This is a genomic window from Solirubrobacter pauli (assembly GCF_003633755.1).
GTDB lineage: Bacteria > Actinomycetota > Thermoleophilia > Solirubrobacterales > Solirubrobacteraceae > Solirubrobacter > Solirubrobacter pauli.
The window spans coordinates 3,073,766-3,095,303 of the sequence record NZ_RBIL01000001.1 but is presented as its reverse complement, the minus strand read 5'-3'; the positions used below and the strand labels follow the sequence as shown (position 1 = coordinate 3,095,303).

At 71.8% G+C, this 21,538-nt stretch carries 22 protein-coding genes; 9 read left to right on the top strand and 13 right to left on the bottom strand.

All coding sequences use genetic code 11. The features are described from left to right. Nucleotides 1–144 precede the first annotated feature (144 nt). From C8N24_RS14600 to C8N24_RS14575, 6 genes are read right to left on the bottom strand one after another with little or no spacing between them, the layout of a single operon-like run. Nucleotides 145–1,002, bottom strand: a complete 858-nt coding sequence (locus C8N24_RS14600) for a sugar phosphate isomerase/epimerase family protein (protein WP_121250887.1) — start codon at nt 1,000–1,002, stop codon at nt 145–147. Nucleotides 1,003–1,006: 4 nt separating this feature from the next. Beyond that, nucleotides 1,007–2,239 (bottom strand): substrate-binding domain-containing protein, encoded by a 1,233-nt coding sequence (locus tag C8N24_RS14595; RefSeq protein ID WP_121250885.1) that lies wholly within the window; start codon nt 2,237–2,239, stop codon nt 1,007–1,009. Nucleotides 2,240–2,271: 32 nt separating this feature from the next. Further along, nucleotides 2,272–3,282: an ABC transporter permease gene (locus tag C8N24_RS14590; RefSeq protein WP_121250883.1), complete on the bottom strand. Its 1,011-nt coding sequence runs from the start codon at nt 3,280–3,282 to the stop codon at nt 2,272–2,274. Then, nucleotides 3,279–4,310 (bottom strand): ABC transporter permease, encoded by a 1,032-nt coding sequence (locus tag C8N24_RS14585; RefSeq protein ID WP_121250881.1) that lies wholly within the window; start codon nt 4,308–4,310, stop codon nt 3,279–3,281. Before C8N24_RS14585 ends, C8N24_RS14590 begins: the two co-directional genes overlap by 4 nt. Next, nucleotides 4,307–5,812 carry a sugar ABC transporter ATP-binding protein gene (locus C8N24_RS14580; protein ID WP_121250879.1) on the bottom strand — a complete coding sequence of 502 codons (1,506 nt, stop codon included), beginning with the start codon at nt 5,810–5,812 and terminating at the stop codon, nt 4,307–4,309. Before C8N24_RS14580 ends, C8N24_RS14585 begins: the two co-directional genes overlap by 4 nt. Then, nucleotides 5,805–6,911, bottom strand: a complete 1,107-nt coding sequence (locus C8N24_RS14575) for a Gfo/Idh/MocA family protein (RefSeq protein ID WP_121250877.1) — start codon at nt 6,909–6,911, stop codon at nt 5,805–5,807. Before C8N24_RS14575 ends, C8N24_RS14580 begins: the two co-directional genes overlap by 8 nt. Before the next feature lie 135 nt (nt 6,912–7,046). Between C8N24_RS14575 and C8N24_RS14570 the strand changes: the two genes are divergently transcribed. The 3 genes from C8N24_RS14570 to C8N24_RS14560 all read left to right on the top strand — a co-directional run bounded on the left by C8N24_RS14570 (nt 7,047) and on the right by C8N24_RS14560 (nt 10,835). Then, the gene (locus C8N24_RS14570; protein ID WP_121250875.1) at nt 7,047–8,159 is read left to right on the top strand and encodes an ROK family protein; all 1,113 of its coding nucleotides are present in this window, start codon (nt 7,047–7,049) and stop codon (nt 8,157–8,159) included. A 144-nt stretch (nt 8,160–8,303) separates the two neighbouring features. Further along, entirely contained in the window at nt 8,304–9,527 is a 1,224-nt protein-coding gene (locus C8N24_RS14565; protein ID WP_121250873.1) for an ROK family transcriptional regulator, read from the top strand. Nucleotides 9,528–9,716: 189 nt separating this feature from the next. Continuing rightward, the gene (locus C8N24_RS14560; protein ID WP_211339967.1) at nt 9,717–10,835 is read left to right on the top strand and encodes an ROK family transcriptional regulator; all 1,119 of its coding nucleotides are present in this window, start codon (nt 9,717–9,719) and stop codon (nt 10,833–10,835) included. On the opposite strand, the gene C8N24_RS14555 is transcribed toward C8N24_RS14560, so the two are convergent. Beyond that, a complete protein-coding gene (locus C8N24_RS14555; protein ID WP_147447804.1) occupies nt 10,832–11,665 on the bottom strand; it encodes a hypothetical protein in 834 nt (277 codons plus the stop codon). The genes C8N24_RS14560 and C8N24_RS14555 overlap by 4 nt on opposite strands. Next, on the bottom strand, nt 11,662–12,189 hold the full coding sequence (locus tag C8N24_RS14550) for an RNA polymerase sigma factor (protein WP_121250867.1): 528 nt from the start codon (nt 12,187–12,189) through the stop codon (nt 11,662–11,664). Before C8N24_RS14550 ends, C8N24_RS14555 begins: the two co-directional genes overlap by 4 nt. A 78-nt stretch (nt 12,190–12,267) precedes the next feature. Here C8N24_RS14550 and C8N24_RS14545 point away from each other — a divergent pair, with 78 nt between their 5' ends. The 5 genes from C8N24_RS14545 to C8N24_RS14525 all read left to right on the top strand — a co-directional run bounded on the left by C8N24_RS14545 (nt 12,268) and on the right by C8N24_RS14525 (nt 15,966). Next, a complete protein-coding gene (locus tag C8N24_RS14545) occupies nt 12,268–13,068 on the top strand; it encodes an alpha/beta fold hydrolase (RefSeq protein WP_121250865.1) in 801 nt (266 codons plus the stop codon). Nucleotides 13,069–13,072: 4 nt separating this feature from the next. Further along, nucleotides 13,073–13,342 carry a DUF1905 domain-containing protein gene (locus C8N24_RS14540; protein WP_121250863.1) on the top strand — a complete coding sequence of 90 codons (270 nt, stop codon included), beginning with the start codon at nt 13,073–13,075 and terminating at the stop codon, nt 13,340–13,342. Between the two features lie 128 nt (nt 13,343–13,470). Then, nucleotides 13,471–14,346 carry an ABC transporter substrate-binding protein gene (locus tag C8N24_RS14535; RefSeq protein WP_121250861.1) on the top strand — a complete coding sequence of 292 codons (876 nt, stop codon included), beginning with the start codon at nt 13,471–13,473 and terminating at the stop codon, nt 14,344–14,346. Nucleotides 14,347–14,350: 4 nt separating this feature from the next. Next, the gene (locus tag C8N24_RS14530) at nt 14,351–15,217 is read left to right on the top strand and encodes an amino acid ABC transporter permease (protein ID WP_121250859.1); all 867 of its coding nucleotides are present in this window, start codon (nt 14,351–14,353) and stop codon (nt 15,215–15,217) included. Beyond that, entirely contained in the window at nt 15,214–15,966 is a 753-nt protein-coding gene (locus tag C8N24_RS14525; RefSeq protein ID WP_121250857.1) for an amino acid ABC transporter ATP-binding protein, read from the top strand. The genes C8N24_RS14530 and C8N24_RS14525 overlap by 4 nt, the downstream gene beginning before the upstream one ends. Here C8N24_RS14525 and C8N24_RS14520 read toward each other — a convergent pair. Next, nucleotides 15,884–17,191, bottom strand: coding sequence for an NAD(P)/FAD-dependent oxidoreductase (locus C8N24_RS14520; RefSeq protein WP_121250855.1), 1,308 nt, complete (start codon nt 17,189–17,191; stop codon nt 15,884–15,886). The two genes, C8N24_RS14525 and C8N24_RS14520, sit on opposite strands and share 83 nt — an antisense overlap. After that, nucleotides 17,188–17,841 (bottom strand): response regulator, encoded by a 654-nt coding sequence (locus C8N24_RS14515; protein ID WP_121253213.1) that lies wholly within the window; start codon nt 17,839–17,841, stop codon nt 17,188–17,190. The genes C8N24_RS14520 and C8N24_RS14515 overlap by 4 nt, the downstream gene beginning before the upstream one ends. A gap of 144 nt (nt 17,842–17,985) precedes the next feature. On the opposite strand from C8N24_RS14515, the gene C8N24_RS14510 reads away from it, so the two are divergent. After that, the gene (locus tag C8N24_RS14510) at nt 17,986–18,450 is read left to right on the top strand and encodes a GreA/GreB family elongation factor (protein WP_170179089.1); all 465 of its coding nucleotides are present in this window, start codon (nt 17,986–17,988) and stop codon (nt 18,448–18,450) included. Here the strand turns inward: C8N24_RS14510 and C8N24_RS14505 are convergent. Genes C8N24_RS14505 through C8N24_RS14495 form a run of 3 tightly spaced genes read right to left on the bottom strand, consistent with a single transcriptional unit; the run spans nt 18,437 to nt 21,333 of the window. After that, on the bottom strand, nt 18,437–19,093 hold the full coding sequence (locus C8N24_RS14505; RefSeq protein WP_121250851.1) for a response regulator: 657 nt from the start codon (nt 19,091–19,093) through the stop codon (nt 18,437–18,439). The two genes, C8N24_RS14510 and C8N24_RS14505, sit on opposite strands and share 14 nt — an antisense overlap. Next, nucleotides 19,080–20,912: a histidine kinase gene (locus C8N24_RS34650; protein ID WP_211339966.1), complete on the bottom strand. Its 1,833-nt coding sequence runs from the start codon at nt 20,910–20,912 to the stop codon at nt 19,080–19,082. Before C8N24_RS34650 ends, C8N24_RS14505 begins: the two co-directional genes overlap by 14 nt. Nucleotides 20,913–20,925: 13 nt before the next feature. Beyond that, nucleotides 20,926–21,333, bottom strand: a complete 408-nt coding sequence (locus C8N24_RS14495) for a hypothetical protein (protein ID WP_147447803.1) — start codon at nt 21,331–21,333, stop codon at nt 20,926–20,928. Nucleotides 21,334–21,538: the final 205 nt, after the last annotated feature.

Genomic DNA, 21,538 nt, shown 5'->3' with positions numbered 1-21,538 from the left:
AGCTAGCAAGCGAAGCAGCAGGACGCAATGACTTCTGACCGACAATGTGACGGACTTTTGCCTACTAATCGCCGGTTGCTCACGTGCGCGCGTGCGCGCGTGCAACGAGCGACGCTCTCAGGCACGACGAGCGTGGGGACGCCGTCAGACGGCAGAGGTGGCGAACAGCCCGCGCAGGAACGCCACGCCGTCGACGGCGATCGCGTCCTGGGACGCCTCGAGCGGTCGCCACACCGAGGCGGCGGTGGCGATCGTCTCGTTCTGGGCGGTGAACGACTCGATGACCACGGGCCCGTCGTAGCCGGTGTCGACGATCGCGTCGCGGAACCCGAGCCAGTCGATGTGGTCGGACCCCGGCGCGCCGCGATCGTTCGCGGACGCGTGGACGTGCACCAGGCGCGGCCCGCCGAGGCGGAACGAGCCGGCGAAGTCCTTCTCCTCCACGTTGGCGTGGTAGGTGTCCAGCAGCAGCCCGATGGACGACGGCAGCGGGTCGATGGCCTCCAGGGCCTGCTCGACCGTGTTGATCAGCGACGTCTCGTAGCGCACCAGCGGCTCGATGCCGACCTTCACGCCGACCTCGCCGGCGTAGTCGGCGATGGGCTTCAAGTGCTCGCGCAGCTCCGCGTAGAGCGAAGCGCGCTCCTCCGGACCGATCCGCCACGTGCGGCCGGTCGAGGTGTAGATGGGGCCGGCGATCGCGCCGGCCCCAACCGTGGCCGCGACGTCCAGGCAGTCCCGCAGGAACGCCTGGGTCGTCGCGACCGTCTCCGCGTCAGCGCCACACAACTCACGCCCCGGAGCCATCGCCACTGCGATCGAGGCGCCGAGCCCGTGCTCGGCCAGCACCTCCGCAGCGTGCTCAGGACTCCAGTCCCCTAGCTGCTCGATCGGGAGCTCGACGACGTCGAACCCCATATCGCGCACCCGCGGCGCAAGCTGGGTCAGCCGCTCATCGGTGAGCGGGGAGACCCAGATCCATGTGTTGGCGCCCAGCTTCATGCGACTACTTGCCGCCCCACTTCTGCGGGAAGCCCGGCAGGTCCTCGCAGCCGCACAGCGCGTAGTAGAGCGGCGGCATGTCCGGCTTGACGTACTGGTCCAGGTTCTCCTGCGTGATCTTCGGCTGCGGGAGGATCCACTCCTTCGGGACCTCCTCGCCCTTGAGGATCTTCGTGGTGGCGATGATCGCCGTACGCCACTGGAAGTTGGAGTACGTCGGAGCGATCGCCTTCAGGCCGTCTTCCTTCCACTTCGTCAGGAAGTCGTTCTGATCCTCGCCGGTGACGAACGGGATCTCCTGGCCGGCGTCCTCGAACGCCTCCGTCATGGCGACGGCGGTCGCGCCGGCGTCCATCCAGACGCCGTCGAGGGAGCCCTCGCGCTGCAGGTAGTCGGACACGATCGACTTCGTCTTGGCCGCGTCACCGTCGGTGAACTCGACGCCGACGACGTTCAGGCCGGCCTCCTCGAAGATGCCCTTGGCGCCCGACCAGCGGGTTTCGAGGACGTCCACGCCCGGGAGGATGCGGAGGGCGAGGATCTTCCCGCCTTCCTTGACGTTGTCGCGCAGGAACTCGGCCGCGTCAGCACCGAAGGCGTAGCCGCCGATCGGGTGGATGAACGTGACCGGGCAGTCCGTCTGGACACCACGGTCGAACACGATGACCGGGACGTCGGACTCGCAGGCCTTCTCGACGGCGGGCGTCAGGGTCGCGGTGGTGTTCGGCGCGATGATGATCGCGTCGCACTTGCCGCCCGAGACCATCGCCTCGATGTCGGAGATCTGCTTGTCGTCCTTCGCCTCGGCGTCGACGACGGTGAACTTGCCGATCTCCGGCGTGTTGTCGGCCTCGGCCTTCATCGTGATGCCGCCGTTCTGGCGCCACGGGTTGTCGTTGGCCGCGTTCGAGAAGCAGACGTTCCAGTTGTCGGCCTTCTTGGCCTTGTACTTGGACGTGTCGACCATCTCGCCGGGCTCGATCATCTGCTCCCACGGCTTGTCGGCCGGGCCCTCGGGCGTGGCCGTGCGCTGAGCGAGCTGCTTGTCGTAGTCCTCCTGGTTGAAGAACTCCGAGTTCGCGCCGAGATCGGTCTTCGGACCCTCGGTCGCCGTGGCGGCCGGGGTCGAGTCGCCGCCGGCGGTCTCGCCGCCGCCGTCATCCGTGGTGCCGCAAGCGGCGAACGTCGCACAACACGCCAGCAGGGCCGCGGGCCCCGCCAGTCTCCTCCAGATCATCCCTGTTCCTCCTCGTTGGTTGTGCATCTGCTTCATCGGGCGCCGCGGAGCCGGTAGGCGGCGAAGCCGACGGCGCCGATGATGATCACGCCCTGGACGGTGTCCTCGAGCGCGCCGGAGATGCCCTGCAGGTTGAGCCACGTGAACAGCGCCTCGAGGGTGAGAGCACCGGCCATCGCGGCGACGACCGATCCACGGCCGCCCCCGAGCACGACCCCACCCAGCACGCAGGCGGTGATCGCGTCGAACTCGAGGCCCTTGCCGACCTGGGCCGAGACCCCGCCGAAGCCTCCGAGCAGAATCCCCGCGACGGCGGCCAGGACGCCCGAGAGGACGAAGGCCAGGATCCGCACGCGGTCCACGCGCACGCCCGACAGGCGGGCGGCTCGTTCGTTGTCACCCGTGGCGATCAGCTGGCGTCCGAAGTCGGCCCGCATCAGCAACACCGATGCGGCTCCGATCACGAACATCAGGATCACGGACCACGGCAGCTGCTCGATCCACGGGATCCCCTCGATCCCCTGACGCCCGATCGAGCGGAAGTTCTCCGAGAGCGCGCCGCGTGGCGCGCCACCCGTCCACCAGAACACGGCCCCGTTGAGGATCAGCAGCATGCCCAACGTCGTGATGAACGACGGCACGCGCAGGATCGTCGAGATGAAGCCGTTCGCGAAGCCGACGACGGCGCCGATCACCAGCAGCAGCAGGATCACGGGCCACGTGCGGCTCGGCTCGCCTTCGATCAGGCGCGCCGCGACCACGACCATCACGGTCACGAGCGAGCCGACCGACAGGTCGAAGTTGCCGCTGACGAGCACGAAGTACGCGCCCGCCGCGAGGATCACCAGCGGGGCCGAGCGCTTCAGGTAGGCCAGGAACGGCCCGGGCTCGGCGAAGGTCGGGTTCAGGATCGTGATCCAGACCCACAGGATCAGCAGCAGGATGAAGATCGTCCCGGTGCTGAGCAGGGCGCTCAGGATGCGCTTGCCGCGGTCTCCCGCGTCGGCGCCGAAGCCCGAGGCGCTGACGTTCTCGGTGCTCATGCCTTCTTCTCCTGGCGCCGCGCGTAGATGGCGACGGCGGCGATGATGACGATGCCTCGGACGACATCCCTGACGAACGAGTTGAACTCGAGTTGGTTGAAGACGTTGTCGAGGACGGCGAGGATGAACACGCCGCCGATCGTGCCGATCACGCCGCCGCGACCGCCGGTGAGCGCGGTGCCGCCGAGCACCACGGCCGCGATCGACTCGAGGTCGTAGCCGCCGTCGGCGCCGACCGTCGGCGTGCCCGCCTTCAGGCGCGAGGCCAGGAAGATGCCGGTGATCACCGCGGTCAGCGAGCAGAGGATGTGCGCGCCGATGATCGTGCGGTGCGTGCGCAGGCCCGACAGCTTCGAGACGTCCTCGGAGCCGCCGACCGCGTAGACCCGGTAGCCGAACCGCGTGCTGCGCAGGACGAACCAGACGATCGCCGCGACGACGGCGAAGAGGATGAAGGACATCGGGATCACGCCGAAGCGCGTGTAGCCCAGGTCCTGCGAGAAGCCGTCGGTCACGCCGCCCTGCGGGCCGCTCCAGCCGTTCTCGATGATGCCGCCGAGGATCAGCGCCATGCCGAGCGTCGCGATGAACGCGTTCACGCGCAGCTTGGTGATGATCAGGCCGTTGGCGAGGCCGACGCCGGCGCCCAGCAGCAGGACGATCACGATGGCCGGGATGACGTTGCCGGACTGGCCGTCCATCTGCTGCGCGGTGACGAGCGACGACAGCGAGATGAGCGCCGCCACCGACAGGTCCAGCGAGCCCAGCAGGATCACGACGGTCTGGCCGAGCGAGACGATGCCGAGCGCGACCGAGCGCTGCAGCATGTTGACGATGTTGCCCGTCGTCAGGAACTCGCCGCCGTCGATCGTGACGACGATCCAGGCGATGATGATGATGCCCAGCAGCGCGCCGTAGACGGGCGCCGCGGGCGAGGCGAGCACGCCCACGCGCCAGCCGGCGACGCGCTCCTTGCGCGTGGCCGCGCGCGTGCCCGGGCTCTGCTCGGAGGGATCGATCACGGTCATGCCGCCACCTCGTCCTGCGCCCCGGTCGCGAGTTCCATGATCTGCGGCTCGCTCGCGCCGCCGGGGAGCTCACCCGCGAGGCGGCCCTCGTGCATGACGAGGATGCGGTCGCTCATGCCGATCAGCTCGGGGAGCTCGGACGAGATCATCAACACGGCGACGCCGTCCTTCGCGAGCTTGCGGATCAGATCGTGGATGCCGGCCTTCGCGCCGACGTCGATGCCACGCGTCGGCTCGTCGAAGATCAGGATCTGCGGCTGGGTCTGCAGCCACTTGGAGAGGACGACCTTCTGCTGGTTGCCACCCGAGAGGAAGCGCACCTCCTGCTCGGGACCGCGGGCGCGCAGCTCGGTGACCTCGGCGAGCTCCCTGACGGACATCAAGCCCGGCGTGGAGCGGCGCTTACGCGCGGGCAGCACGGTCCGGACGGCGAGCATCATGTTGTCGGCGATCGACTGCGCGAGCGCGAGACCCTCGGCCTTGCGGTCCTCGGTGATGAAGCCGAGGCCCGCCTTGACCGCCTGGCGCGGATGCTTGAAGCGCACGGACTTGCCGTCCACCTCGACCGTGCCGGCCGTCACCGGGTCGGCGCCGAAGACCGCGCGGGCGATCTGGGTGCGACCGGAGCCCTGCAGGCCCGCGAGGCCGACGATCTCGCCGGCGCGCACCTCGAAGGACACGTCGCGCAGCAGCGGCGTCGAGAGCTGCTTGACCGCGAGGCGGACGTTGCCGAGGTCGGCCTTGTCGCCGCGCGGCGGGAAGTACCCGTCGAGCTCGCGGCCGACCATCAGATTCACGAGCTCGCGCTGGTTGGTCGCGGACGTGTCGAGCGTCTTGACGACGCCGCCGTCCTTGATGACCGTGATCCGGTCCGACAGCGCGAACACCTCGCGCAGGCGGTGCGAGATGTAGAGGATGCCGACGCCCAGCTCCTGCAGCCGGCGCACGAGCGTGAAGAGCAGCTCGACCTCGCCTTCGGCCAGCGCGGCGGTCGGCTCGTCGAGCACCAGGATGCGCGCGTTGAGGGAACGCGCCTTGACGATCTCGACCACCTGCTGCTGGGCGACCGAGAGCCAGCGGACCGGCGTGCGCGGGCCGAAGCTGCTCTCGCCGACCTCCTCGAGCAGCGCGGCGGTCTCGCGCTCCATCCGGCGACGGTCGACGAGGCCCGCCTTGCGCGGCTCGCGGCCGATGAAGACGTTCTCGGCGACGTTGCGGTCGGGCAGGAGGTTGAACTCCTGGTACACGATGCCGACGCCGGCGGCCTGGGCCGCGGCGGGGTGGTGGAACGTCACCTCCTCGCCGTCGATCCGGATCGTGCCCTCGTCGGGCGCGTGGACGCCCGCGAGCGTCTTCATCAGCGTGGACTTGCCGGCGCCGTTCTCGCCCACGATCGCGTGGATCTCGCCGGCCCGCAGGTCGAGGTCGACGCCGTGGAGCACTTCCACGCCGACGAACGACTTGCGGATGCCCTGCATCTGCAGGAGCGATTGATCAGACATCAGCGGTCTCCGCGGTCAAGGCCGTCGCGCTCGGCACGTCGACCCACGTCTCGGTCTCGGCGGACGTCAGCACGGCCGCGGTGATCCGGGCCGCGCGGAGTCCGTCACGGAAGTCCGGCAGCCCGTCCGGGGCCTCGCCCGTCCGGGCGGCCTCGTAGGCGTCGGCGACGAAGGCGTCGAAGCAGTCGTTGTAGCCCTGCGGGTGGCCGGCGGGCACGGTCGCGTAGCGGGCGGCCGCGGGCGAGAGCACCGCGGGGTCGCGCTTGAGCAGCGTCGCGTGCTCGCGTCGCCCGATCCAGAGGCCGTCCGGCTCCTCCTGGTCGAACGCGAGCGCCTCCTCGGCGGCGTCGATCTCGAGCTTGAGCTGGTTCTTGCGGCCGGCCGAGATCTGGCTGATGACCGCGCTGCCGACCGCGCCGCGGTCGGTCTCGAACTGGAGGATCACGGCGTCCTCGGTCACGCGCTCGGGGTACGCCGCGTACGTGCGGGCGCACAGCCGGGTGATCCGGTGGCCGGAGACGAACTCCGCCAGGTCGCACCAGTGCGAGCCGATGTCCGCGAACGCGCGGGAAGCGCCCCCGAGCTGCTCGTCGACACGCCAGTTGTCGTCCGTGGCCTTGAGCAGCCAGTCCTGCAGGTAGCCGCCGTGGATCAGGCGGACCGGACCGGACACGCCCGTGCGCACGCGCTCGCGCGCCTCGCGGACGCAGGGGTAGAAGCGGTAGACGAACGGCACCGCGGTCATCCGGCCGGCGGCGCTCGCGGCTTCGAGCATCTCCTCGGCGCCGTGGTCGTCGACCGCGAGCGGCTTCTCGCAGATCACGTGCTTGCCCGCGGCCAGCGCGGCTTCCGCCAGCGGCCGGTGCAGGTGGTTCGGGGTGCAGATGTGGACGATGTCCACGTCGGGCGCCTCGACCAGCTCCTCCGCGGACCCGAACGCCCGCTCGGCGCCGAGCACGGCGGCGGCGTGGGCGCTGCGCTCAGGCGAGGACGCGGCGACGCCGACCAAGCGCGCACCCGCGAGCCGCGCCGACCGAGCGTGGACAGCACCGATGAATCCCGTCCCCGCGATGGCGACGCGAGCCTCTCCTCCAGACATGGGCGCGGACGCTAATTCCGCTTAGCCCAGATGTCAAGCAAAAGCATGTCCGATTCTGGCTTACGACACAACTTAATCCGAACACAACGTCAGAACTTCCGCCCAGGTCCGTCGCAAGTCTGATTAACTCGCGACATGTTCGAGGCCCAAGCGGGCGCGGGCGCCGTGCTGCGGCTGATCCGCGATGCGCACGCCACGACGAGAGCCCAACTGACGCTCACCACCGGGCTTTCACGCTCGACCCTCGCCGAACGCGTCCACTCGCTCCTCACGCTCGGCCTCGTCAACGAGGTGAGCGGCCCCTCGACCGGTGGCCGCCCTCCGGCCACGCTGGAGTTCAACCCTACAGCCGGAGTCGTCCTCGCGGCGGCCGTCTCACCGACCTTTTGCCGGGTCGTCGTGTCCGACCTCGGCGCAAGGCCGGTGGCGGAGCGTAGCTATGAGGGCCCGATGATGGGTCCCGGGGTCCTTCAGACATATCTGCGGGCCACGCTCGAGCACGCGCAGGTGCCGGCGCAGCGGGTGTGGGCCGTGGGCATCGGGGTGGACGCGGAGCACGAGCCGCTGCTGCGCGAGGACCTTCCCGTCCTCGGCGACGCCCCCGTGCTCGTCGACCGGCGTGTGAACCTCCGCGCGCTCGCCGAGCAGTGGACACGCCGGCAGGCCGTCGACCACCTGCTGTACGTGTCGGTGGGGACGTCGATCGACTGCGGGATCGTCGCCGACGGCCGCGTGCACCACGGCGCGCGCGGCACCGCGGGCGAACTCGGCCACATCGGCGTCCCCGGGCACGCGGACGTGCCGTGCGCATGCGGGAACACGGGGTGCCTGGAGGCGGTCGTGGGCGGGCGGGCGCTCGTCGAGCGCCTGCAGGCGGCCGGGCGCGAGGTCGCCACCCCCGAGGGCGTCGTCGCGCTCGTCCACGCGGGCGATCCCGAGGCCGTCCGCGCCGTCCGGGAGGCGGGGCGCGCCGTCGGCGAGGTGCTCGCCGCGTGCGTGAACTTCTACAACCCGGGCGCGATCGTGCTCGGCGGGGAGCTCGCCGCCGCCTCCGAGCCGCTGCTGGCCGGCCTGCGGGGAACCGCCTTCACGCGCTCGCTCCCGATGGCGACCCGTGACCTCATCGTCACCGCGACGCGCCTGGGCGAGGCCGCGGAGACGACCGGCGCGGCCGTGATGGCGATCGAGCACGTCCTGGCCGAGGCCTCCGTGAACCGGCTCGTGCACCGCCGCGACAACGGTCATTGAGCAAAGTGTCAGCGTTGAAACGTGTCACTTTCCCCTGTCCCTACGCAAAAGAACCGCGCCTAAGTTCGCGATAGCGCCCTCTTAAAGCGGAAACCTTCGCGAGTTGTGTCGATTTCGTGTTGCGTCTCTGGTTAACTCGCGCTCATGTTGACCGCAGGAGAGAGTCAAAGCCCCAGCGCGCCGGTGGGGGCCGGGCGTGTGCTGGGGCTGATCCGGGACGGGGAGGCGGTCACGCGCGCTGACATCGCACGGCGAACAGGCCTGGCACGTTCGACCGTCGCCCAGCGGGTGGAGGCCCTGATGGCTCATCGGCTGGTCTATGAGGCGGGAGGGAGCGCGTCCACGGGCGGCAGGCCGCCGACGGTGCTCGCCTTCAACCGCTCCGCGGGCGTCGTGCTCGTGGCCGCGCTCGGCGCGACCCACGCGCGACTCGCCGTCACCGACCTGTCCGGGGCGCCGCTCGCCGAGCGCGCCTACGACGTGGACATCGCGCGGTTGCCCGAGCAGGTCCTGTTCTGGGTCAACGAGCGCTTCACCGAGCTCCTCGCCGAGGCCGGTCGCAGCGGCGAGGACGTGCGGGGCATCGGGGTCGGGATCCCGGCGCCGGTCGCCTTCTCGCGCGGGGAGGCGGTCGCGCCGCCGATGATGCCGGGCTGGGACGGCTTCTCGATCCCGGACTGGTTCTCCCAGCACTACGAGGTGCCGGTGCTCGTCGACAACGACGTGAACATCATGGCGCTGGGCGAGCACTGGACGCACTGGCGCGGCTGCGAGCACCTGCTCTACGTGAAGGTCGGCACCGGCATCGGCTGCGGGATCATCTCCGGCAACCGGATCCACCGCGGCGCCCAGGGCGCGGCGGGGGACATCGGCCACGTGCGGCTCGCGGGCCACACCGACGTCGTCTGCCGGTGCGGGAACCTGGGCTGCCTGGAGGCCGTGGCCGGCGGGCGCGCGCTCGCGGCGCGGCTCCGGCGAGCGGGCCTGGACGCCACGACCGCACGTGATGTCGTCCGGCTGGTCCACGAGGGCGAGCCCGAGGCCGCGCAGGCGGTGCGCGAGGCGGGCCGCGCGATCGGCGAGGTGCTCGCCGAGTGCATCAACTTCTTCAACCCCGGCGCCGTGATCATCGGCGGCGACCTGTCGGAGGTGCACCAGCAGCTCCTCGCGGGCATGCGCGAGATGTCCTTCGGACGCTCGTTGCCGATGGCCACGCGGGACCTGCGCCTCGGCCACTCCCAGCTGGGTGACCGGGCCGGCGTCGTCGGCGCGGCGATCATGGTGATCGAGCACGTGCTCGACCCCGGGGTCATCGACCGGATCGTGCAGGCCGAGGTCGTGCGCGGCCGTCAGTGGTCAGTCGCCTGACGCTCACTTCGTCCGGAAGATGAGAAAAGGGATTCGACCTTCCGTCCAATCATGTGAAACTTTGGTCCAAATCCTTAGGTAAGTCGGGCTAATCCCTGGTTAACTGAGCGAAATGGCGCTGGGTCTGAAGGGAGCGAAGTCGTGACGGGAGCAGGGACGCTACTCCGGCTGATCAGGAACGGCGATGCCGTGACGCGGGCGGACCTGGTCAAGCAGACCGGCCTCGCGCGGTCGACCGTCGCGCAGCGCCTCGACGCGCTGCGCGAGCACGAGCTGGTCTACGAGGCGCACGCGAGCGCCTCGACCGGCGGCCGCCCGCCGACCGTGCTGATGTTCAACCAGGGCGCCGGCGTCGTCCTGGTCGCCGACCTCGGCGCCACGCACTCGCGACTCGTCGTCTCGGACCTCGCGGGCCAGCAGCTCGCGGAGACGACCTTCGACATGGACATCGGCGAAGGGCCGGAGCCGGTCCTGGACACGGTCCATCGCCACTTCCTCGAGCTGCTGGCGGGTATCGACCGCTCGGCGGCCGACGTGCGCGGCGTCGGCGTCGGCGTGCCCGGGCCGGTCGCGTTCTCGACCGGCGAGCCCGTCGCGCCGCCGATCATGCCCGGCTGGGACAGCTTCTCGATCCCGAAGTGGTTCTCGCAGCACTTCGACGGCCCCGTGCTCGTCGACAACGACGTGAACACGATGGCGCTCGGCGAGCACTGGACCCACTGGCGCGAGCACGAGCACCTGCTCTACGTGAAGATCGGCACCGGCATCGGCTGCGGCATCGTCGCCGGCCGGCGCATCCACCGCGGCGCCCAGGGCGCGGCGGGCGACATCGGCCACGTCCGGCTCGCCGGCCACGACGACGTCATCTGCCGCTGCGGCAACATCGGCTGCCTCGAGGCCGTCGCGGGCGGACGCGCGCTCGCCACCAAGCTGACCGAGCTGGGCCTGCCGGCCGAGTCCTCGCGGGACGTCGTCACGCTGGTGCGCGCGGGCGAGCCGCAGGCCATCCAGGCCGTGCGCGACGCCGGCCGCTGCCTCGGCGAGGTCCTGGCGGGCGCGGTGAACTTCTTCAACCCCGGCGCGATCGTGATCGGCGGCGACATCGCCGAAGCCCACCAGCAGCTGCTCGCGGGCGTGCGCGAGGTGATCTTCCAGCGTTCGCTGCCCCTGGCGACGGGGGACCTGCGGATCGTCCCGTCGCGTCTGGGCGACCGCGCGGGCGTCGTCGGCACCGGGATCATGGTCATCGAGCACATCCTGTCGCCAGAGGCCGTGGACCGCGTGATCCAGGGCGGGATCGCGGCCTAGCAGTCCGGCGGGAGGTCCGCCGGGGGCCGCGGGAACGACGACCGGCAGACCCGCCCGTCCTTGTAGGTGACGGTGAGGGTGAGCGGCGTCTTGCGCGGCTCGAGGACGAACAGGTAGGCGCCGCTCTCGTCGGGGTTGGCCGTGATGCGCCGACCGCCGTACTCGACCGTGACGGCGTCACGGCCGGCGAACCCGTACTTGACGACGCGCAGGCTGCTCGCCCTGCACACCGGCACGTTGCGCAGCTTGCGCCGGGTCTGCGGCGACATCGTGGACGCCGGGACGTCCTCCCGGCAGCCGCCGGCGGGGCTGAGGAAGCTGCCGGTGAACCCGCTGGCCGGGATCGGCGGCCCGTCGGTGCCCAGCACGAGGTTCCCGTCGGGCGGCATCCCGCCGCAGCTGCCGCCCTGGTTCGCGTCCGGAGCGAGCGGATGGAACGCGCCGTCGTCGTCGAAGGTCCCGTCACGGCCGACGACGCCGAGCTTGCCGCCCTGGACGCGGCCGACCTGCGCGCAGACCAGGTGCCCGTCCTTCGAGCGCGAGACGGACAGGCCCCACGGCAGCCCGCCCTCGGGGTCGTCGGCCCGCAGGCTCGTGAGCCGCGACGACCCCGGATCCAGCTGCGGCAGCGACGCCCGCTGCGCGGGCGGCGCCTTCGGCACCGGGTCGCCCTCGGGGAGCAGGAGCTGCGCCGTCGCGTAGGCCGTCGCGGCGAGCGCGAGCGTCGCACCGCCGCCGAGGAGCGAGATCCGCCACCACGGCCGGCGCCGCCGCTCGAGGACCTGCGCCGCGCGCAACAGCTCGCGCTCCAACTCGGGCAGTCGGGTCATTCGTCCCTCCCCAGCTCCGCTCGCAGCGCGCGCAGCCCGCGGCTCACCCGCTGACGCACCACGCTCTCCGAGCAGCGCAGCTCGCGGGCGAGCTCGTCGTAGCCGTGCTCGTCGATCACGCGGCCCCTGACCGCGCGCGCCTGGTCGTCGGGCAGCCCGCCCAGCGCGTGCTGCGCCGGCTCGTCGCTCAGCTCGTGGATGCGCGCGAGGGCGTGGTCGTCGAGCTCGAGCGGCTGCATTGCCAGCCGGCGCCGGACCTCGTTCTCCACGCGCCCCTGCTCCAGGCTGCGGCCGAGGACGTTGCGGGCGATCCCGAACAGCCACGCGCCCGCGTCGCCCCGCCGCGGATCGAACCGCTTGCGGCCCTCGAGCGCCCGCGCGAACGTCTCGGCGGCCAGGTCCGCCGCCAGCTCCGCCGAGCCGGTCCGCTTCAGGTGGAACCCGAGCACCGCGTCCTCATGCCGGCGGTAGAACGCGGCGAAGCCCCGCGCGTCCCCTCTCAGCAGGTCGGTGTCGGTGCGCATCTGGCCCGTACTTACACGCAGAGCGAGATTTGTGACGGCGGCCGATGAGTTTCTCCGGGACGCCCGGTCTTGGGGGACATGAGCACTGCGAACGAGACCGGATACGTCCCCGTCGGCGACCTGAACGTGTACTACGAGCTGCACGGCGCCGGCGACGGCACGCCGCTGCTGCTCCTGCACGGCGGGCTGTTCGACATCGACCAGCAGTTCGGGGCGCTGCTGCCCGCGCTGGCCGCCGACCGCCGCGTGATCGCGCTGGACTTCCAGGCCCACGGCCGCACCAACGACATCGACCGGCCGCTCGGCATCCCCGCGCTCGGGACCGACGTCGTCGCGGTCCTGCGGCACCTGGGCGTGGCGCAGGTGGACGTGTTCGGGTTCAGCGTCGGCGGCGCGGTGGGCGTCGAGCTCGGCGTCCGCCATCCCGAGCTGGTGCGCAAGCTGATCGCGTCGTCCGTGTCGATCTCGCGCGACGGCGAGCGCGGCGAGAACACCGACGCCGTGATCGAGATGAAGGTGGAGATGATCGCCGGCACGCCGATGGAGCAGGCCTACCTGGCCAAGTCGCCCCATCCGGACCACGCGCACCTGCAGACGCTGCTCGACAAGCTCGGCGGGATCATGGAGCACACCACGGGCTGGACCGACGACGAGATCCGCGGCATGACCGCGCCGACGCTGATCACCATCGGCGACTGCGACATGGTCAAGATCGAGCACGCCGCCAGGTTCCTGCGGCTGCGCGGCGGCGACGTCAACGGCGACTTCGTCGGCGTCCCCGCCTCCCAACTCGCGGTCTTCCCGGGTACGACCCACTTCAACGGCCTCGCCCGCACCGACCTCGTCCTGGCCACCGTCCTCCCGTTCCTGGAAGGGTGATCCCATGCCCGTCAAGACGTTCGACGCCGAGCTGCACAAGGGCGACGACCCCGGTACCTGGACGTGCGTCGTGCTCGACGACGTCCACCAGCTGTTCGGCACGCGCGGCCTCGTCAAGATCCGCGGCTCGATCGACGGCGTCGCCTTCGACGGCGCCCTGATGGCGCAGGGCGACGGCACCCACCGGCTGCCGGTCCGCGCGGCCCTGCGCAAGGCCATCGGCAAGGAGGCGGGAGCGAGCGTGCACGTCGTCATCGACGAGCGGATCGGCTGACCCGCGCGTTACGGGAGGCGCCTCGCGTAATCGGGACTGGTGCCCGCACCGGCGACGGCGGCTGACCGCCAACCGCTCGCTGGACAACCCGTTGGGAGCGCCTGGGCGCGGCTGGAAGGCTGCTCGCCATGAACCCGAGAGTCCTCCTGACCCCGCTCGTCGCCGCCACCGTCCTCGTCGCCGCGTGCGGTGGATCCGACAAGACCGAGGCGCCGACGATCGCCACCAAGCCGGTCGCCAAGATCATCGTGCCCGACGACATCAAGGCCAAGGGCACGCTCACCGTCGGCACCGACGCGAGCTACCCGCCGATCGAGTTCATGGGCGCCGACGGCAAGACCGTCGAGGGCCTGGACGCCGACCTGGCGGAGGCGCTGGCCGGCGCGATGGGCCTGGAGGCCGAGGTCAAGCACGCGACGTTCGACAGCATCCTGCCGGGCCTGACCACGAAGAAGTACGACGTCGGCATGTCGGGCTTCACGGACACGAAGGAGCGCGAGGCGACCGTCGACTTCGTCACCTATTTCACCGCCGGCACGGCGTTCTTCGTCAAGGCCCAGGGCGGTCCGGCGGTCAACACGCTCGATGACCTGTGCGGCCGCAAGCTCGCCCTGCAGAAGGGCACCGCGCAGGTCGAGGACGCCGAGGCGCAGCAGAAGGAGTGCGCCGCCGCCGGCAAGCCCGCGATCGACGTGATGACGTTCCCCGACCAGCCGGGCGCGAACCTGGCGGTCATCAGCGGCCGCGCCGACCTCGGCATGACCGACTCGCCGGTCGCCGCCTACCAGGCCAAGCAGTCCGGCGGCCAGCTGAAGGTCGTCGGCCAGCCCTACGGCACCGCCCCCTACGGCATCGCGCTGCCGAAGGGCAGCCCGCTCGTCAAGCCGATGCAGGCCGCGATGAAGGCCCTGATCGCCGACGGCACGTACGGCAAGATCCTCGCCAAGTACGGCGTCGAGGCCGGCGCGATCACCGAGCCCGGCATCAACCAGGCGGCCGAGTAGCCCCATGCAGCCGATCGACGCCGTCCCGGTCCGCAGGCCGGGGCGCTGGATCGCCGCCATCGCCGTCGCCCTCGTGGCGGCGGCGGTGGTCCGGTCGGTCGCCACCAACCCGCGCTTCCAGTGGGACGTGGTCGGGGAGATGCTGTTCTCGGACCGCATCCTGCACGGCCTGCTCCTCACGCTGGAGCTGACCGCGATCGCGATGGTCGCGGGCGTCGTGCTCGGCGTCCTCGTCGCCGTCGCGCGGATGTCGCCGAACAGGCTGCTGTCCGGCGCGGGCGCGTTCTACGTGTGGCTGTTCCGCGGGACGCCCGTGCTTGTCCAGCTGCTGTTCTGGAGCTTCATCTCCGCGCTGTACCCGACGATCGAGATCGGCCCGATCTCGGCCGACGCCAACGTCCTGATCACCCCCTTCATGGCGGCGATCCTCGGCCTCGCGCTGAACGAGGCGGCCTACATGGCGGAGATCGTGCGTGCCGGCATCGTGTCCGTCCCCGAGGGGCAGTCCGAGGCGGCGTCCGCGCTCGGCATGTCCCGCTCGCAGCAGCTGCGCCGGATCGTGTTGCCGCAGGCGATGCGCGTGATCGTCCCGCCGACCGGCAACGAGACGATCTCGATGCTCAAGACGACGTCGCTGGTGAGCGTGATCGCCTCGAGCGACCTGCTCTACAGCGCCCAGCTGATCTACTCGCAGAGCTTCCAGCAGATCCCGCTGCTGATCGTGGTCTGCATCTGGTACCTGGCGATCACGACGCTGCTCTCGCTCGGCCAGGCGATGCTCGAGCGGCGCTACGGCCGCGGCGTGAGCCGCGCGCGCAAGGAGGCCCGCAAGCCCATGCGACTGCTGCTCAAGCCGGTGCCGGCACGATGATCGTCGCCAACGGAGTCCACAAGCGCTACGGCGACCTCGAGGTGCTGCGCGGCATCGACCTGACCGTCGAGCGCGGCGAGGTGGCCTGCCTGATCGGCCCCTCGGGCTCGGGCAAGTCGACGTTCCTGCGCTGCGTGAACCGCCTCGAGCGGATCGAGGGCGGCAAGCTCACCGTCGACGGCGAGCTCATGGGCTACAAGACCAAGCGCGGCCGGCTGCACGAGCTGCGCGAACGTGAGATCGCCGCCCAGCGCGCGCAGATCGGCATGGTCTTCCAGCACTTCCACCTGTTCGCGCACATGACCGCGCTCGAGAACGTGATCGAGGCGCCGATCCGGGTGCGCAAGCTCAAGCGTGCGGACGCCGTCGCGCGCGGCAGCGAGCTGCTCGCCCGCGTCGGGCTCGAGGACAAGCTCGACAGCTACCCGGCGCAGCTCTCGGGCGGCCAGCAGCAGCGCGTCGCGATCGCCCGCGCGCTCGCGATGGAGCCGAAGCTGATGCTGTTCGACGAGCCGACCTCCGCGCTCGACCCCGAGACCGTCGGCGAGGTCCTGGACGTGATGCGCGCCCTCGCCGCCGACGGCATGACGATGCTCGTCGTCACGCACGAGATGGGCTTCGCCCGCGAGGTCGCCGGCACCGTCGTGTTCATGGACGAGGGCCGCGTCATCGAGTCCGGGCCGCCGGAGGAGGTGCTGGAGCACCCGGCGCACCCGCGGACGCGGGAGTTCCTCGCTCGCGTGCTGTGACCGCGCGCCACGGCGGGTCGAAGCGGTCCGCGCGCAGCGGCGCGAGCGGGAGCTCGGGCGGCTGCGCGCGGATGATCGCGGCCACGAGCTCCGCCGTCACCGGCGCGAGCTGCAGGCCCCACATCCCGTGCCCGGTGGCGAGCGTGACGTTGTCCACCCCGGGCACGCGGCCGATCACCGGCAAGCCGTCCGGCGTGCACGGCCGCAGCCCGCGCCAGACGTGCACCGGCGGGCGCGTCGCGAGGGCCGGCAGCGCGCGGGTGGCGGCCTGCACGATCGCGTCGACGCGCCGCTGGTCGATGCGCTGATCGGTGCCGGTGAGCTCCATCGTCCCCGCGAGGCGGACGCGCGAGCCGTAGGGCGTGACCACCACGCGGTGCTCGTGCAGCCAGATCGGGAGGCTCGGATCGCCCGGCTGCGCCTCGACGTCGACGTGATACCCCTTGCCGCCCTCGAGCGGCAGCGCCAGATCGAGCTCGCGCGCGAGCCGACCGGTCCAGACGCCGGCCGCGACGACCACCTCGTCGACCGCCAGCTCGCCCTGCGTGGTCTGCAGGGCCAGGACGCGCCGCCCCTCACGCCGCACACCGAGGACCTCGGTCCGGGTGCGGATCGAGACGCCGAGCGCCGCCGCCCACGCGCCCAGGGCGAGCACGAAGCGCAGCGGGTCGCAGTGCGCCTCCTCACGGTGGTAGAGGCCACCGGCGATCCCGGGCCCGAGCTGCGGCGCGAGCGCCGCGACCTCGCGGGGCGTGAGCGCCTCGCCCGCGCCGGCGCGTGCCGCGTCGAACGCGGGCCGGCTGCGGAAGACGTCCAGCAGGCCGCCCTGGCGGTACCCGGCGTCGAGCCCGGCCCGGGCCAGCTCCGCGTGCCGCGCCGCGCTGCGCGTGGCCATCGCCTGCAGCGTCTGCGTCGAGCGCTCCACCTGCGCCGGCGTCGCGGCCGCGACGAAGCGCGTCAGCCACGGGACGACGCCGAGGCGCGGGCGGACGAAGAACGGGCTGTCGGGACGGAGCATCCAGCGCAGCCCGTCCCGGACCGCGGCCGGGGTGGCGAGCGGCAGGACGTGGCTCGCGCCGACGATCCCGGCGTTGCCGGCCGAGCAGCCCCAGGCGAGCTCGGCTCCGCGTTCGAGGACGACCACCGACGCGCCCTGCTCGGCGAGCTCGAGGGCGGTCATCGCGCCGATCACGCCTCCGCCGACGATGGCGACGTCGAAGCTCATGCCGCCACCAGCCCGCGGCGGATCGCGTAGCGGGTCAGCTCGACGCGGTCGCGCATGCCCAGCTTCTCGAGGATGTTCGCTCGATGGCGCTCGACCGTCTTCTTGGAGATGACCAGCAGCGCGGCGATCTCGTCGTTGGTGTGCGCCTCGGCCACCAGCTTGAGGATCTCCTCCTCGCGCGGCGTCAGCAGGTCACGATCGACGTCGCCGCTGCGCACCCGCTCGAGGTGGTCGCGCATCAACGCGCGCACCCCATCGGGGTACAGGAACGGCTGGCCGCGCATCGTCGCCCGGCACGCCTCCACCAGGTCGCGGTCGACCGAGCTCTTGAGCACATAGCCGGACACGCCGGCGCGGATCGCTTCGAACAGGAACTGCTCGTTGTCGTGCATCGACAGCATCAGCACCCGCACGTCCGGCCGCCGCTGCGTGATCTCCCGCGCGGCCTGCAGCCCGGTCTTGCGCGGCATGGAGATGTCGAGGATGGCGAGGTGGATGTCCGCGTCGAGCGCGAGCCGCACCGCCGCCTCACCGTCGGTGGCGGCCGTGACCACCTCGAAGTCGGCTTGGGCGTCGAGCAACATGCGCAGGCCGCGGAGCACGATCGGGTGGTCGTCGGCGATCAGGATGCGGGTCTTCAGCGGCGTCATCTTCAGGCTCCACACCATGGGAGGCGGGCGGGCCATCCACCATGCGGTCGTGACCGCATGTCGGTGCGGGCGGGGCCCCATGCCCACCGGATGAGGCCGCGACTCCATGGCGACCGCACCGCGCGCCCGCGATGGTCTCGCTGCATGATCGATCAACCTCGTTCCCGCCCATCGCCGGTCGCCGCCGGCGCGGTCATGCTGAGCGCGACGGACCTCGCGGAGGCCACGCGTGAGCTGCAAGCCCTGCGCGACGAGCAGCGCGCGGAGCCCGCGCTGCTCGAGGAGGCGGGCGTCACCGGGCTCCGGATCGCCCACCTGGAGCGGCTGCTCGCCTCCGCGACGGTGGTCGAGACCGCCGCCGGGGACGGCGCGGCCGGGCTCGGCTCCCACGTGCGAGTCCGCGACGCCGCCGGCCGCGAGATCGACTACGAGCTCGTCGGCCGCCGCGCCAGCGACGCCCCGCCGACGAAGGTGACGCTCGCCTCGCCGGTCGGCGCCGCGCTGCGCGGCGCCCGCGCCGGCGACGCGGTGCACGTCGAGCTGCCCGGCGGACGCCTCCGCCCGCTCACCGTGGTCGCGGTCCGTGCCGCACCGTTCACGGCTCGATGAGCCCGCGCCGGATCGCGTAGCGCGTCAGCTCAACGCGGTCGCGCATCCCGAGCTTCTCGAGGATGTTCGCGCGGTGGCGCTCCACGGTCTTCTTGGAGATGTGCAGCAGCTCGCCGATCTCCTCGTTCGTGTACGCCTCCGCGACGAGCTTGACGACCTCCTCCTCGCGGGCGGTCAGCAGCTCCTTGTGCAGCGTCTCGCCGGCCTGCGCGCGCTCCAGGTACTCGCGCATCAGGGCCTGCACACCCCCCGGATACAGGAACGGCTGGCCGCGCATCGTCGCGCGGCACGCCTCCACCAGGTCGCGGTCGACGGAGCTCTTGAGCACGTAGCCGGAGGCGCCCGCGCGGATCGCCTCGAACAGGAACTGCTCGTTGTCGTGCATCGACAGCATCAGCACCCGCACGTCCGGCCGCCGCTGCGCGATCTCGCGCGCCGCCTGCAGGCCGGTCTTGCGCGGCATCGAGATGTCGAGGATCGCGAGCTGGACCTCCTCGGCGAGCGCCCGCTCGACCGCCTGCTCGCCGTCGGTCGCCTCGGCCACGACCTCGAAGTCGGGCTGCGCGTTGAGCACCGTCCGCAGGCCGTTGAGGACGATCGGATGATCGTCGGCGATGAGGATGCTCGTCTTAAGCGGGGTCATCGGTGTGCGGCGGGATCGCGAGCCGGACCGTGGTGCCGTGTCCCGGCCGGCTCTCGATCGCCAGCCCGGCCCCGATCAGCATCGCACGCTCGCGCATGCCGCGGATGCCCTGCGAGGAGCGCTCGGCGCCGTCGGGCAGCCCGCGGCCGTCGTCGCGCACTTCCAGGACGATGCCCGCGTCCAGGCGGCGCAGGTCGATCGTCACCGCGCCGGCCTCGGCGTGGCGCGCGATGTTCGTCAGCGCCTCCTGCGCGACGCGGTAGATCACCAGCTCCTCCTCCGGCGCCAGGTCCGCCATCGGCTCGACGGTGCGGGTCACGGGCACCCGCGTCTGGCGCTCGAACGCGCCGGCGAGCGCGACGATCGCGGGCGACAGCCCGAGCTCCTCGAGCGCGTCCGGGCGCAGGCGGCGCGCGATGTTGCGCACCTCCTCGGTGCCGTGGCGTGCCGTCTCGCGCAGCTGCTCGAGCTGGCCGCGCAGCTCGTCGGGGATGTTCAGCGCGAGGCCTTCGATCTGCAGCATCACGCCCGTGAGCGTCTGCCCCACCTCGTCGTGCAGCTCGCGCGCCACCCGCTGCCGCTCGGCCTCCTGCACGAGCAGCGCCTGGCGCGCGCTCTCGCGCCGCTCGGACTCGAGCCGGTCGAGCATGTCGTTGAACGTCCGCGCCAGCGCCGCGACGTCCGGGTCCCCCGACGTGCCGGCTCGCGCGCCGGGCGCGAGCGGGTCGTGCTTGCGCATCGTCTCCGCGAGCTCGTCGAGCGGGCTGAAGGCCGGGCGCAGCAGCACGAGGTTCGCCGCCAGCAGCGCGACCAGCCCGAGCGCGAGCACGAGCAGCTCACTGGCCCCGACCGGCACCGAGACGGTGATCGGCGCGAACACCAGGCCGGCGAAGGCCAGCACGAGCACGCTCGCGTTCGCGGCGAACACGCGCCAGAACAGCGGTAGCGACGAGATCCGGCGGACCACCCTGACCAGCTTCGCACTCCAGCGGCCGCGGTACAGCCTTGGCCCCATGGCCGGACGGCCGCTCCTGGGCCAGGCTCGGTGCCCATGCCCTTGGAGACCGAGATCCTGCTCTGCGACTGCACGGCCGGCTTCGACGACACCCGCTGCTTCGCGCGCCTCGACGAGCTCACGCTCACCTACGACGTCGTCGAGCGCGCGCCGGCCGAGGATGCGCGCGTGTTGCACCGCCGCGTCGCGTCGCTGCGTGAGGCGCGTGCGCGCGCGTGCGCGCGCGAGACCGCGGGCGTCCGCTGCCCGTACGGGCGGGCGTGATGCCGGGCGCGGGCGGATGCGGTCCACGATGCGCAGCACGCGGCGCTCCGCGTCGACCACGTGGTCGGCGACGTCCGCGGCGTCGACGTCGTCGAGCAGGAGGGCGAACGTCGGCAGGTCCTCGTCGGCCAGGCGCTTGACGGCCGCTTCGAAGTCCGCGCGCGCCACCGTCGGCAGCACCGGCTCCCCGGCCGCGACCGCCCGGATCGCGGCCGCGAGGACCGGCCCGGACGCCGCCGCGTCGACCACCCCGTCGGCCTTGGCGACGCGCGCCGCGATCGCCAGCGCCGGACCCGCGCCGACGGCGTGGATGAGCACCCGCGGCGCGTCGGAGCGGCACTTCGCGCGCCAGCACAGTGGCAGGGCGTCGTCGGCGCGCACGTCGTAGCCGAGCACGAGCACGTCCGGGCGTCGCCCGCCCAACCGGCGCGCGAGCGACGCCGGGTCCGGCGCGGCGGCGACGACCTCCAGCCCGCGGTCCTGCTCGATCCGCCGCCGCAGCGCGGCCTCGTCATGGTCCAGCAGCGCGACGCGGATCATCCCGGTGCCTCGCTCAGACCGTCAGCTCGTCGAGCACCGGATCGGTCGCCGCGAGCGCCTGCTCGGCGGCGATCGACGCCTGCGCGAGCACACCGGCGAGGCGCTCGAAGCTCGCGGACAGCTCCGCCCGCTCCCGGCGTCGCTCGTCGGCCTCGAACAGCGGCTCGGCGAGGCGCGTCAGCGCCTGTGCGCGCAGTCGCTCGGTCGCGGCGGCGAGCGCCGCCAGCCCGGTGTCCAGGCACGCCAGCGTCGGCGCGACGGCGGCGACGGCGCCGGCGGCGTGCGAAGCCGCGTCGACGGCCTGGGCCGAGGCCAGGACGCCGGCGGCGTGGTGGTAGAGCGCATGGGCCGGATCGAGGTGATCACTACTCGCCTCGTCCCGGCCGGCGGCAGCCCGTGGTGGGTCAGTGGATGCGATCACGCCGTCCATCCTCGATCGCCGACCGCCCGCGGACCATGGGGCCCGCACTGCATTCGGGCGCGAGCGCAGTCGGGCGCGTTGCCGTGTTTCCGCGCTGACGCGAGGAAACCTCCGGCGCACCTTCAGGTAAGTACGGCCAAGAGGCAGAGCGACGGGGCGCGGCATCAAAACCCGTGCGCACCACGTACCGGACCTACCGGTCCGT